The 13,691-nt window shown below is 30.9% G+C and carries 10 protein-coding genes; 5 read left to right on the forward strand and 5 right to left on the reverse strand.

The features are described from left to right. The first annotated feature begins 252 nt into the window (after positions 1–252). The 5 genes from mnmG (at position 253) to rho (ending at position 9,023) form a co-directional block, all read left to right on the forward strand. On the forward strand, positions 253–2,148 hold the full coding sequence (gene mnmG / locus HACICURT3053_RS00005) for a tRNA uridine-5-carboxymethylaminomethyl(34) synthesis enzyme MnmG (protein WP_157991731.1): 1,896 nt from the start codon (positions 253–255) through the stop codon (positions 2,146–2,148). Positions 2,149–3,754: 1,606 nt separating this feature from the next. Further along, positions 3,755–5,425 (forward strand): CTP synthase, encoded by a 1,671-nt coding sequence (locus HACICURT3053_RS00010; protein WP_157991732.1) that lies wholly within the window; start codon positions 3,755–3,757, stop codon positions 5,423–5,425. A 56-nt stretch (positions 5,426–5,481) separates the two neighbouring features. Next, positions 5,482–6,780 carry a phosphopyruvate hydratase gene (eno, locus tag HACICURT3053_RS00015; RefSeq protein WP_157991733.1) on the forward strand — a complete coding sequence of 433 codons (1,299 nt, stop codon included), beginning with the start codon at positions 5,482–5,484 and terminating at the stop codon, positions 6,778–6,780. Between the two features lie 255 nt (positions 6,781–7,035). Beyond that, positions 7,036–7,365 (forward strand): thioredoxin TrxA, encoded by a 330-nt coding sequence (gene trxA / locus HACICURT3053_RS00020; protein ID WP_157991734.1) that lies wholly within the window; start codon positions 7,036–7,038, stop codon positions 7,363–7,365. Positions 7,366–7,763: 398 nt separating this feature from the next. Continuing rightward, complete coding sequence (gene rho, locus HACICURT3053_RS00025; protein WP_157991735.1) at positions 7,764–9,023, forward strand: transcription termination factor Rho; 1,260 nt, start codon at positions 7,764–7,766, stop codon at positions 9,021–9,023. A 717-nt stretch (positions 9,024–9,740) separates the two neighbouring features. On the opposite strand, the gene apaH is transcribed toward rho, so the two are convergent. The 5 genes from apaH to rpsP form a co-directional block, all read right to left on the reverse strand. After that, positions 9,741–10,571 carry a bis(5'-nucleosyl)-tetraphosphatase (symmetrical) ApaH gene (gene apaH, locus HACICURT3053_RS00030; protein WP_157991736.1) on the reverse strand — a complete coding sequence of 277 codons (831 nt, stop codon included), beginning with the start codon at positions 10,569–10,571 and terminating at the stop codon, positions 9,741–9,743. Between the two features lie 1,037 nt (positions 10,572–11,608). Beyond that, positions 11,609–11,956 carry a 50S ribosomal protein L19 gene (gene rplS, locus HACICURT3053_RS00035; protein WP_157991737.1) on the reverse strand — a complete coding sequence of 116 codons (348 nt, stop codon included), beginning with the start codon at positions 11,954–11,956 and terminating at the stop codon, positions 11,609–11,611. Positions 11,957–12,014: 58 nt separating this feature from the next. Further along, positions 12,015–12,767 carry a tRNA (guanosine(37)-N1)-methyltransferase TrmD gene (trmD, locus tag HACICURT3053_RS00040; RefSeq protein ID WP_157992278.1) on the reverse strand — a complete coding sequence of 251 codons (753 nt, stop codon included), beginning with the start codon at positions 12,765–12,767 and terminating at the stop codon, positions 12,015–12,017. Positions 12,768–12,805: 38 nt separating this feature from the next. Then, positions 12,806–13,366, reverse strand: a complete 561-nt coding sequence (rimM, locus tag HACICURT3053_RS00045; RefSeq protein WP_157991738.1) for a ribosome maturation factor RimM — start codon at positions 13,364–13,366, stop codon at positions 12,806–12,808. 3 nt (positions 13,367–13,369) lie between these two features. Further along, complete coding sequence (gene rpsP / locus HACICURT3053_RS00050) at positions 13,370–13,624, reverse strand: 30S ribosomal protein S16 (protein WP_157991739.1); 255 nt, start codon at positions 13,622–13,624, stop codon at positions 13,370–13,372. Between the last annotated feature and the right edge of the window lie 67 nt (positions 13,625–13,691).

A 13,691-nucleotide genomic window follows, 5' to 3' on the forward strand; every position in this document is an offset into this window, starting at 1 on the left:
TTATTCCCAGGTTATATCATAATAATTCACAGGTAATACACAGTTAATAAATCAGTTAAATTATTGATTAATAAAGTAAAATTGAACTTACCCACAGAAAAAGCTGTCATTAATAATAATTATTATTATATTATATTTTTTAAAAGATTTATTATTTATAGATATTAAATATAAATATTTGATGCAAAACAATCTAGAAAGATCTTATAATACTAATTAAAGATTCTTTGCATATTTAAGAGGTAGTTCGCTATGTTTTATACCGAACCTTTTGACATCATTGTAATTGGTGGTGGCCACGCTGGAACCGAAGCAGCGATGGCTGCAGCTCGTATAGGACATAAAACATTGTTATTAACTCATAATGTTGATACTTTAGGAGAGATGTCTTGTAACCCGGCTATTGGAGGAATCGGAAAAGGACATCTAGTTAAAGAAATAGATGCATTAGGTGGAGTAATGGGTCGTGCCATTGATCAATCTGGAATACAGTTTAGAACACTTAATGTAAGAAAAGGGCCTGCTGTACGCTCCACTAGAGCGCAAGCTGATCGAATGTTATATCGTCAAGCAGTACGTTATGCACTAGAAAATCAACCTAATTTATTAATAATGCAACAAGATGTAAAAGATTTATTAGTAGATCATGATCAAGTCATGGGTGTAATTACTCAAATAGGAGTAGAATTTCATTCTCAAGTAGTTATTTTAACTGTGGGTACTTTTTTAGATGGAAAGATTCATGTTGGCATGAAAACTAATATCGGCGGTCGTGCGGCTCACCCGTCATCTTCTCTTCTTGCGCGCCGATTACACGAACTTCCATTGCGTGTTGGACGATTAAAGACTGGTACTCCTCCACGTATTGATAAACGATCTATTAATTTTAGCTTATTACCTCCTCAATTTGGCGACAATCCATTACCTTTTTTTTCATTTTTAGATGACTTATATCAACCTCCTAAACAAGTACCTTGTTACATAACAAAAACTAATGAAAAAACTCATGATATTATCCGTGATAATCTTCATTATAGCCCCATATATAGTGGGAAAATTAAAGGAACTGGTCCTCGCTATTGTCCTTCAATCGAAGATAAAATCATGCGATTTACTGACCGAAATTCACATCAAATATTTTTAGAGCCAGAAGGATTAACTAGCAATGAAATCTATCCGAATGGCATATCTACTAGCCTACCATTTAACATACAAATAAAACTTATTCGCTCTATACAAGGTATGGAGCAGGCAAATATCACAAGACCAGGTTATGCTATTGAATATGATTTTTTCAATCCATCTGATTTAAAGAGAACATTAGAAAGCAAGCATGTTCAAGGATTATTTTTTGCTGGTCAAATTAATGGAACAACCGGTTATGAAGAAGCTGCTGCACAGGGTCTTTTGGCAGGATTAAATGCTAGTCAATTTTTAATGGGAAACGATGGATGGATACCAAAACGTGATCAAGCTTATATAGGTGTCTTAGTTGATGATCTTTGTACACATGGTGTTACTGAGCCTTATCGTATGTTTACTTCTCGCGCGGAATATCGTTTAATGTTACGTGAAGATAATGCTGATTTACGTTTAACTGAGATTGGTCGAAATTTCGGATTAATTGATGATATACGTTGGAAAAGATTTAATACGAAGATAGATAATATTGAGAGAGAACGGCAACGTCTTCGTTCAATTAAACTATCGTCTAGTAACATAGAATCGGTTGTTATGAATAACTTGTTTTCTGGAAAATTAAAAAATAATCCTAGCTGTGAAGATTTATTAAGACGCCCTGAAATCACCTACCAACAATTAATGAATTTGACAGGATTGGGACCGGGTATATCTGATCGCCAAGTGGTAGAATCAGTAGAGGCTCAAATTAAATACGAAGGTTATATTGTTCGACAACAACGAGAGGTTGATAGACACATCCGTTACGAATCAACCTTGTTGCCTACTGATGTGGATTATAAAAAAATTAATGGATTATCTACTGAAGCAATATGTAGGCTCCAAGATTATAAACCATCCTCAATTGGTGAAGCATCACGTATTCCTGGTATTACACCATCAACTATTTCAAGTTTGATTATTTATTTAAAAAATAATGGATTGTTTATTAGAGAATCGCAATGTTAATTACTTAGATAAACAATATATTTAAATGATTTTATGAATAAAATATTGTATATATATCAAATATATAAAGATGAAATAGTTTTAATATATTCATTACTTGTATATTCATATATAGTCAACATTAGTTTAATAGTATAAAATCTTATGGGATAGTATAAATTTATTATATAAAAAATATATATTTTGTTACAAATATTTTATTTTTATATGAGTGGTATTTTTTATATAAAAAGTTAATTGATATTTTATAATGTTATTATATATTTCAATTTCTGTGTATAATAAGTTAACAATAATGTTGTTTATAACAAAAAATGTTTTTATAACAATTAAAATTTTTACTAAATAAAAATAGGTCTTGGGTTTTTCTATATTTAAGTTAGGTCAGTAAAAATAAATCATAGCATATTAATAATTGATAAGAAGTAATTTAGTTTTTTATTGTTAATATTTTTATATTTAAGATACATAAGATTAATTTCTTTGTGAGCTATATATGATAATGTTTAGTAATTATATTTTTTAAAAGTTATTTAAAATTTTAAAAAACATGAAATTTTCATGATCTATGGAAAATGGTTAATTAAATATCATAATATTTTAAAGTAATTTTCTATTTTTAATTCAGGGGTTGTAAACAGTACAAGTCTTTATATAAAGTTGATAGTGTGTATTTTTGTTTCAGTTTTCTTTAAGAAACTAATTAAAGTTTTTATCTTTAGATTCATAATAATTTTATACAATTTTTAATAAATAAATTTATGTATACCAGTTATATTTAGAATACATAGAGAGTTTATTTTTCAAGTAAAACCTGATTCTTTAATTTTTAAGTTTTTTTGATTACATATAAAAATTGAATTAGGTAAGAACCGCATTTTATATATCATAATTTTAGTTATAAACTTTGATACTCAGTGTATAGATTATAATTTTTAGTGTTTAAATATTTTAAATAGTATTTTTATAAAAAAGATTCATAGTGAGTTGTAAATAAATTTATAGATTATTTATTGATGGAAATGTTAGTTGAGTTGATTTTATCTTTTAAAATAAATGATTTTTAAAATTAACATATTGATTTAATATATAAGATTAACAATCTTATATCGATAAGATTGTATCTATCATTTATATAATATGTCAGAGATTTCTTATTAATATAGGATGAAAATGTATTAGATTATTTTATAACTTTATTAATATGATATTATTTTTTTAATACATTAAGAAAATTTAAGAAAAAATTACAATAATGATATTCTATGATATAAAAATTAATATTATATATTGTTGATAACCACTTGAGATAAAGTCATCTATCTCTATTTTTGATATTTGATGTGTTTTAATAGAATTAAGATATGTTTAAATTAAAAATTTTTTATCACATTTGAATTAAATATTTTATTAAATTACATTACGTATTATTTGTAATCTAATCAAAATATATAGATTGAATTTATATAATACTTAATTATATTAATATTGTTTATAAATATGGCAGACAACATGCACATTTTTTAATAATGAGAATTTGGATATTAACTATCTATATTTAAGAATTTATTACATTGTTTTTAAAATCGATATTCTCAGGTTGAGTATGACAAAACATTATATCTTTGTAACAGGTGGGGTTGTTTCTTCTTTGGGAAAAGGGATTTTCGCTGGTTCATTAGCAGCCACTCTGGAGGCCAGAGGTCTTCCGGTAACTATTATAAAGCTGGATCCCTATATTAATGTTGATCCAGGAACCATGAGCCCTATTCAGCATGGTGAAGTTTTTGTAACTGGTGACGGCGCAGAAACAGATTTAGATCTTGGTCATTACGAGCGATTTATTCGTACACGCATGAGTCGTCGTAATAATTTTACTGCAGGTCGTGTTTATTCTGATGTCCTTTATAAAGAAAGACACGGAGATTATATGGGAGAAACTGTTCAAGTTATTCCTCATATTACTAATGCTATTAAAGAAAAAATAATCACAGGTGGGGAGGGGTATAATATAGTTTTAGTTGAAGTAGGAGGTACCGTTGGTGATATTGAGTCGTTACCATTTCTTGAGGCTATTCGTCAGATGGCAGGTGATATTGGTCGTGCGAATACAATATATATTCATTTAACACTGGTTCCCTATATGGCGGCAGCAGGGGAGGTAAAAACAAAGCCAACTCAGCACTCAGTTAAAGAGCTTTTATCGATTGGTATTCAACCAGATGTATTGATCTGTCGGTCTAGTTACCCAGTTCCTGATAATGAACGTTCTAAAATTGCTTTATTTTGTAATGTACCAGAGAAAGCAGTTATTTCATTAATAGATGTTGGTTCTATTTATAAAATTCCAGGTATTTTAAAATCACAGGGACTAGATGAATATATTTGTAAGAGTTTTAATTTAAATACACCACCAGCTAATCTAAGAGACTGGGATCAGGTTGTCTATCAAGAATCTCATCCCAATAGCGTTATAAATATAGGAATGGTCGGAAAATACACTACGTTACCCGATGCTTATAAATCAGTCATTGAAGCTTTAAAGCATGGAGGTTTAAGCAATCGCATTACTGTTCATATTAAGTTGATTGATTCAGAAGATATTGAAGCTAATGGAGTAGGTTTATTAAAAGATTTAGATGCTATTTTAATTCCTGGTGGTTTTGGCTATAGAGGTGTAGAAGGTAAAATTATTACAACGCAATATGCTCGTGAAAACAATATTCCTTATTTGGGTATTTGTTTAGGAATGCAGGTAGCATTAATGGAATTTGCTCGCAATGTGGCAAACATGAAAAACGCACATTCAACTGAATTTTTTCCTCACTGTCAATATCCAGTAGTCGCTCTTATTACTGAATGGTATGATGAAAAAGGTTCTACAGGCGAGAAAATAACGCAAAGCAGTTTCAGTGGAATGATGCGATTAGGTAATCAGGAATGTCAGTTAGCTGATTGTAGTTTAGTGCGTAAGCTGTATGGTTCTAGCACTATCACTGAACGTCATCGGCATCGTTATGAAGTAAATAAGAGATTTTTAAAAAAAATAGAAGAAGCTGGTTTACTTGTAGCGGGTTATTCCGGAGAGAATCATTTAGTTGAAATCATTGAGCTTCCAAGCCATCCTTGGTTTGTGGCTTGTCAATTTCATCCAGAATTTACTTCTACTCCTCGAGATGCTCATCCATTATTTAGTGGATTTATTCATGCAGCTAGTGTATATCAGGAAAATATAAAAAATAAAGATATTGCAGGTATATTACCATCATGTTCATAATATAAAAGGTCGAGATATTTTCTCGTTTTCATTTATCTAGTTTCTGAGATAGACCAATGTCCAAAATTATAAAAGTTATTAGCCGAGAAATTATTGATTCACGTGGTAATCCAACTGTTGAAGCAGAGGTGCACTTAGAAGGTGGATTTGTTGGGCTCGCATCAGTTCCATCTGGAGCCTCAACTGGGTCCCGAGAGGCTTTAGAGTTGCGTGATAATGATGAAAAACGCTTTCTTGGTAAAGGTGTCATGAAAGCAGTCGATTCTATTAATGGACTGATTACTAAGCATATCATTGGGCATGATGCTAAAGATCAATCACATATTGATCAAATAATGATAGATTTGGATGGAACCAAGAACAAATCACGACTTGGAGCGAATGCTATTTTAGCTGTATCATTAGCTAATGCTAAAGCTGCATCCGCTTCTAAGGGAATGCCGCTTTATGCACATATTGCTGAGCTTGTAAATAATCCAGGTAAATTCTCTATGCCTTTGCCAATGATTAATATTCTGAATGGCGGTAAGCATGCTAATAACAATCTAGATATACAAGAGTTTATGATTCAACCTATTGGTGCGCGTTCTTTAAGAGAAGCAGTTCGGATAGGATCTGAAATCTTTCATATATTAGAACAAATACTGAAATCCAAGGGCATATCTACTTCTGTGGGAGACGAAGGAGGTTATGCGCCTAACCTCAAATCTACGATTGCAGCACTAGATCTTATTGTAGAATCTGTAAAAACTGCAGGATATGTACTAGGAAAAGATATTACAATAGCTCTAGATTGTGCAGCATCTGAATTTTATCAAAATGGTCAATATGTAATGTTTGGCGATAGAAAAACATCTTTTTCTTCCAAAGAATTTACACACTTTTTAGAGAGTTTAACCAAGCAATACCCGATTATATCTATTGAGGACGGTCAAGATGAATCCGATCATGAGGGATTTTTATATCAAACTCAAATTTTAGGCGATAAGATACAGCTTGTGGGTGATGATTTATTTGTAACTAACTCTATTTTCCTTAAGGAAGGAATTAAGAAAGGTCTTGTTAATTCTGTGTTAATTAAATTAAACCAGATTGGTTCTTTAACCGAGACGTTATCTGCTATTCAGATAGCAAAAAATGCAGGGTATACGACAATTATCTCTCATCGCTCTGGGGAGACTGAAGATGTAACGATTGCTGATTTAGCGGTTGGAACTTCTGCTGGTCAAATTAAAACTGGTTCTATGAGTCGCTCTGATCGCGTAGCTAAGTATAATCAACTGATTCGTATTGAAGAAGTTCTAGGGCCTCGGGCCATTTTCTATGGTAAAAGAGAGCTTCAAGGAAAAATCTAATATGATCATTTTTATTATTAAGAACACAAATATGTCGCAATAATATTTTCTATTCTTTGGCATCGGGATGAGTTTATGATTTTCTTAGGGTGGGAATGAGTTTTATGGAAATTTATAGCAATAAAGTCATGTAATCATTGAAAATAAAATCATTCGTATAAAAAGAATGATTTTATTTTCAATGATTATTTCTATGTGTATCTTATTGTTTTATTAACAATAATTATTCTAATCAAATGTTTTTTTGGAGAAAAGATGAACAATAAAATTATTAACTTGACCGATGCTAGTTTTGAGAAGGATGTTATAAAATCCACAGGATTCATATTAGTTGATTTTTGGGCAGAATGGTGTAGTCCATGTAAAATGCTTTCTCCTATTCTAGATTTAATTTCTATTGAGTACGAAGATAAATTAACTATTGGAAAAATAAACATTGATAAAAATCCGTGCACGGCTCCACAATACAGTATTCGGAGTATTCCTACTTTGCTTCTTTTTAAAGAAGGTCAAGTTATTGCAACTCAAGTTGGTTCATTATCTAAAGGACAGCTAACTGACTTCTTAAATTTACATTTAAACTAAGACGTTAAGAGAAATATTCTATTTTTTAATATTATCATACAATTTTTCTTCTGAAATCTGGACGATCAGAATGAAGCATGCTATGGTGATGGTTTCTTTAGTATTAGATTTATACTTTAAATGAGATATAACCATACTGAATTTACAGATAGAGAGAAATCTTAGTATTATAGGGACAATTTCATCATAGCTTATCTTTCATCATCTGATTCTAAAGATTGGTATAATTATTTTTCTTTTTTTATTATTGCCTCTGATTTTATAGTTACTTTTGGAGCTATTATTAGTGGATAATCAGAGCAAAAACTTATATTAATAGGTTTTAGATAAAAATCCTGCTAGTTATTACATATGATTCAAGATATGTCCTCAAGTTTAAAAACTCAGAACCCACCATTATGAATCTTACCAACTTAAAAAATACGCTGGTTTCCGACTTAATCACTCTTGGTGAAAGAATGGGGCTGGAAAATTTAGCGCGCATACGTAAACAGGATATTATTTTTTCCATACTTAAACAGCATGCTAAAAGCGGCGAAGATATTTTTGGTGACGGTGTTTTGGAGATACTTCAGGATGGATTTGGCTTTCTTCGATCTAGTGACAGCTCTTATCTTGCTGGACCAGATGATATTTATGTTTCACCTAGTCAGATTCGGAGATTTAACTTACGTACAGGAGATACGATTTCAGGAAAAATTCGCCCTCCCAAAGAAGGGGAGCGATATTTTGCTTTATTAAAAGTTAATGAAGTTAACTATGATAAACCCGAAAATGCACGTAATAAAATTCTTTTTGAAAATCTAACTCCATTACATGCTAATTCTCGATTGCGAATGGAGATAGGTAACGGTTCTACTGAAGATCTGACATCTCGTGTGTTGGATCTGGCATCGCCTATTGGACGTGGTCAACGTGGTTTAATTGTCGCTCCACCGAAAGCTGGTAAAACTATGTTACTTCAAAATATCGCACAAAGTATTGCTTGTAATCACCCTGAGTGCGTTCTTATGGTCTTGTTAATTGATGAGCGTCCTGAAGAAGTAACTGAAATGCAGCGTTTAGTAAAAGGTGAAGTGATAGCTTCAACTTTTGATGAACCTGCATCACGTCACGTGCAGGTTTCTGAAATGGTTATTGAAAAGGCTAAAAGGTTAGTTGAACATAAAAAAGATGTAATTATTCTTTTAGACTCTATTACTCGTTTAGCCCGTGCTTATAATACTATTGTCCCGGCTTCGGGAAAAATTTTAACTGGTGGTGTAGATGCTAATGCATTACATCGTCCAAAGCGTTTCTTCGGTGCTGCACGTAATGTAGAAGAAGGGGGTAGTTTGACGATTATTGCTACGTCTTTGGTGGATACTGGCTCCAAGATGGATGAGGTGATTTATGAAGAGTTTAAAGGAACAGGGAATATGGAGTTACATTTAGCTCGAAAAATTGCTGAGAAACGTGTATTTCCTGCTATTGATTATAATCGTTCTGGAACTAGAAAAGAAGAATTATTAACTGTATCAGAAGAGCTTCAGAAAATGTGGATATTGCGTAAAATCATTCACCCTATGGGAGAAATAGACGCAATGGAATTTTTAATTGATAAATTAGCCATGAGCAAAACAAATGATGAATTTTTTGATATGATGAAGCGCTCATGATTTTAAATTATGAGTAAGGGTATATGGTTATCTTATCTTTATATTCACCAAAAATTTTCATACATATCGTAATTATATAAAATCACTTTAGTGGATAAATGATAGGTTTGTATTGTAAATTCTAGGAATTTATTATATTTCAGTTAGTCGTGTTATATTATATAAGATTTATAATCCTATGTTTTATTAAAGGTATGTATTATGAAAATAGAGAGAAATCTACTATACTTTTAAGAGTAGTAACTTAGTTGCCGGTTATGTTAAAGAATAAAAATGTGGTTTACTAATTGTTTAGGAATACCAAGCGTCACTGTATAAAAAATCATTTTTATTTTATATTTTTTGATTGTATAGTTTTACATGTATTAATTGAATAATGAAAAATTATTTTTATTTATCTCTTCGAGATAACTTAGGATGTTATTACATGTTTTAATTATACCAATAAGCACTCTGCATAAATCAAACTAACTCTAAAGAGATAATCACATAATGCATTGACTTATATGGTTCCTTTATGAAAGCTGTTTACAGGATAACTTATTTTAAGTTAAATAGTAGTGTTTATAACACTATTTTTTATTAAGAATAAAGAATATTTAATAGTAGTTTTATATAGAAAATTTTTTTCTATCTAACGTATGGCTATTGTATACTAATAAATAGTGTGTAGCTAGATAGATAACTTTACTTTGATTATTAAAAACCTTTATCAAGTTAAAGTTTATGATTTTTATAAGAAAGGGATTTTTGTTTAAAAAATTTTTTATCTTCCCATCTTAACATACTAAGATACCCTCCCCAACAACAACCAGTATCGAGACAAATAATACCATTCGGTGTTCCTGCTCCATTGAGTGTGGACCAATGACCAAAAACTATAGTATACTTAGTTGCAACAGGTAAAGACATGTTAAACCATGGTATAAGAATAGAAGATGAGTGATCTTGTATGTTTTTAGTGATAAGGTCTAGTTGACCTGTAGGATAACAGTATCGCATACGGGTGAAGACATTAATATTAAAGCATAACTTTTCAATATCGGTTAGAACAGGTGACCAGTCATTGGATAGGTTATTATTAAGTGAACCTAGGAGAGGTAGGTAGTCATCACCTTGAAGTGCTTTCCAGGTTTCTTTAGCGCATAACTTAACAGTTTTTATGTCCCACTGTGGTGCAATACCTGCATGTGACATGATAATTTTTCGTTCTTCATCAATTTGCAAAAGAGGTTGATAACGAAGCCAGTTTATTATTTCTTTTATGTCGTGGGCTTCGAGTAGATCATGAAGATGATCTGTAGTTCTAGTGTTTCTAAGTCCTTCATATACTGCCAAAAGATGTAGATCATGATTGCCTAGGACGACTTTTACACAGTTATCTAGATTACGGAGAAAACGTAAAACGTCGAGAGAATTAGGGCCTCTTGCAACTAAGTCACCAGTTAACCATATTTGGTCTTTTTGAGGTTTAAATTTTACTTGAGAAAGAAGTAGTTTTAGTTCATGATAACAGCCATGAACATCACCAATTAAGTAAGTGCTCATACTAAGATACCGTAGTCGTAATAATAAGGGATCTATGTTTATTTATGTACACGGAGCTTTATAGATCGTATTAATCTATTAGTATATACTACAATACTGTATCTCGATAAAATCAGATAAATATATTATTAAATATAATCTGTTTTTTTCAATATTTAATTCAATTTTTAGGCCATAATGTGGTTTGGGTAAAAAACTAACTGAGTACCTTAGACATTAAGATATATAAATGTCTGTTATATTCATAGAATAAGCGCATATATTTCTATATTTACTCTAATAGTATTTATTAGATATTGTTATTAGTTCATAAGACCTTTGGATCTATCTTCATATATGTAAGGAATATTTCATTTTCTAGATAAGAACATAGTTTTTTTACATATTGTATTGTATTAAATTCTGCGTGATGAGTTATATAATTTTATTAGAGTGATATATTTTAATTACTATAGCTTGGACAGGTGTGAATTGTAAAGATCTGTTCATATCTATAAAATTATTTATATCTTTGATTCAAGATCATTTAATATTTTTATCGCAAAGCATAAGCAGTAAATGCTCAAATTATTCTAAGTTATATAGACTAATAGAGAAGTAGGTGTTGTACTTAACAGGTACTAAACATAGTGTGAAGATTTAATTTTTTGATTAAAGAATTTAGATAATTTTTTATTATATCATTTGTTATGTCTATAAAATAAAATAATCATTTATAACTTAGTTTATAGGTCTAAGTAAAATCGTAAAAAAATCACTTATTATAAGTCGTCTAAAATTTATTATTTATTTCTATATCTTATGGATCTCATATCCTGATATACTTTATGATTGAGAGTGGTTTTTTATTATGTAAGTGTTTTTTATGTTATAAAGATCACTTTTAATACAACTTTGATTTCTTAAACATCTATCGGTCTATTCTTATGGTGTAGATACTACTAGATATTCAGTAGTATCGATAAGTTGTTTTATTTAAAATAGAATGGATAAAACTGTTCTTAATTTTTAGTATTTTAAAAGAAATTTTTTCATCTTCAGTTAAGACGTTCTTTAATTCGGGCGGATTTTCCAGTTCGTTTTCGTAAGTAGTAAAGTTTAGCTTTACGCACAGCACCATGGCGTTTAATATTAATACGATCAATAATGGGAGAATGAGTTTGGAATACGCGCTCTATACCTTCGCCATTAGATATTTTTCGTATTGTAAAGGCTGAATTTAGTCCTTTCTTACGAATTGCAATTACTATACCTTCAAATGCTTGAAGGCGTTTTTTTGTACCTTCAAACACCCAAACCATAACTTCTACAGAATCACCTGGGCGAAATATTGGTATATGCTTTTTTATTTGTTCTTGTTCAATTTGCTTAATAACATCTGTCATTGTAAGCTACCTTATTTAATTATATAGATTATTGTAGAAAATAAATTGATTTATATCTTTATTTTTTTTTATTTTGGGTATATTCATTTTTAAATTCAGAAAGTAATATTTTTTGTTCTGCAGTTAGTATTCTATTTTCCAAAAGTTCAGGTCTTTTAATCCATGTAGATCCTATGGCTTGTTTAAGGCGCCATCGTTTAATTTTACTATGGTCTCCAGATAGCAAGATAGATGGGACTTCGATTCCTTCTGATATTTCTGGACGAGTATAGTGTGGATAATCAAGAAAGCCATCTGAAAAAGAATCTTGCTCAGCGGATTCTTTCTTTCCTAAAGCTCCAGGCAAACATCGGCAGATGGAGTCAATCATAACCATAGCAGGTAACTCGCCTCCGCTGAGTATGTAATCTCCAATAGACCATTCTTCATCTATTTCTGTTTGAATTAGACGCTCATCAATGCCTTCATAACGTCCACAGACTAAAATTAATGTTTTACTAGTTGCAAGTTCATAAACCTTTGTTTGATTTAACTTATGACCTTGAGGAGATAGGTATATTACTTTTCCGTCTTTCCCACCAGATTTTTTGGCTGCATGAATGGCTCTTTTCAATGGTTCTATGGTCATTAACATTCCTGGTCCACCACCATAGATCCTCTTATCTACGGTCTGGCGTTTGTCACTAGTAAAATTACGGGGATTCCAAGTGTTAATAGACAGTAGACCAGTTTTAACTGCTCGGTTAATTATTCCATAGTGGGTAATCACTTGGAACATTTGAGGGAATAGACTAATAACACCAATCCATATTTTTATGTTCTGAGCAACAAGTTTATCTACAGAATTCATTAGAATTCTATCCCCCAATCTACATAAATGGTCCGGTTAGGAAGATTGATTTCTTTTATTACTTTTTGATATAAAAAGGGGATTAGTCGTTCTGTTGGTTTTTGTTTTTTTTTCTCGTTTATTTTAATAACTAAAACATCATTTGATCCAGTTTCCATAATACTATTTACTTTTCCGAGTATATTATTGCTCAGGTTTATCACTTGACATCCGATAAGATCTTTCCAGTAATATTCTCCTTCTTTTAATTTTGGAAGTTTGTTAGCTTCTATCATGAGTTGACAATAATTGAGTTGTTCTGTTGCGGTATTTCGATCATTAATACCTTCTACTTTCATGATAATATTTTTGTGGTGATATTGCCATTTTTCTAGAATTAGAATTCTCCATTGATGTGTTTGTTTTATAAACCACGGTTGATAATCAAATATACTAATTGGATTTTCAGTAAATGGAAAAACTCTAATCCAGCCATGCACTCCGTAAGCAGAACCTGTGATCGCAATGATTAATGGATTAGATGGAATATTTTTGATTAAATTTTTGTTGACGTCAGTCATGGTTTAATCTAATGAGATTTTTTTAATTTTCTTAATTAATACTTTAACACGATCAGATACTGATGCCCCCTGTTTTATCCAATAATCAATTCGTTCTATATTGAGAACGAGTGGTTTAGCACAACCAGATGCGATTGGGTTAAAGAAACCCACTTTTTCAATAAAGCGACCATTACGAGGAGAGCGACTATTTGTGACTACTACTTGATAAAACGGACGTTTTTTTGCCCCATGACGAGCTAATCGAATTGTTACCATAATATCCTCGGTAGCTAAAATAAAGTGTTTGTTGCATGATAAGAATGAAGATCTTATTATAATATAA

It is taken from the genome of Candidatus Erwinia haradaeae, from assembly GCF_900698855.1.
Classification (GTDB): domain Bacteria; phylum Pseudomonadota; class Gammaproteobacteria; order Enterobacterales; family Enterobacteriaceae; genus Erwinia_E; species Erwinia_E haradaeae_F.

Coding starts and splice junctions, on each gene's coding strand:
- rimM (WP_157991738.1), bottom strand. CDS start 13,366: ATGACTGACGTCAACAAAAATTTAATCAAAAATATTCCATCTAATCCA.
- mnmG (WP_157991731.1), top strand. CDS start 253: ATGTTTTATACCGAACCTTTTGACATCATTGTAATTGGTGGTGGCCAC.
- rpsP (WP_157991739.1), bottom strand. CDS start 13,624: ATGGTAACAATTCGATTAGCTCGTCATGGGGCAAAAAAACGTCCGTTT.
- apaH (WP_157991736.1), bottom strand. CDS start 10,571: ATGAGCACTTACTTAATTGGTGATGTTCATGGCTGTTATCATGAACTA.
- HACICURT3053_RS00010 (WP_157991732.1), top strand. CDS start 3,755: ATGACAAAACATTATATCTTTGTAACAGGTGGGGTTGTTTCTTCTTTG.
- eno (WP_157991733.1), top strand. CDS start 5,482: ATGTCCAAAATTATAAAAGTTATTAGCCGAGAAATTATTGATTCACGT.
- rplS (WP_157991737.1), bottom strand. CDS start 11,956: ATGACAGATGTTATTAAGCAAATTGAACAAGAACAAATAAAAAAGCAT.
- rho (WP_157991735.1), top strand. CDS start 7,764: ATGAATCTTACCAACTTAAAAAATACGCTGGTTTCCGACTTAATCACT.
- trxA (WP_157991734.1), top strand. CDS start 7,036: ATGAACAATAAAATTATTAACTTGACCGATGCTAGTTTTGAGAAGGAT.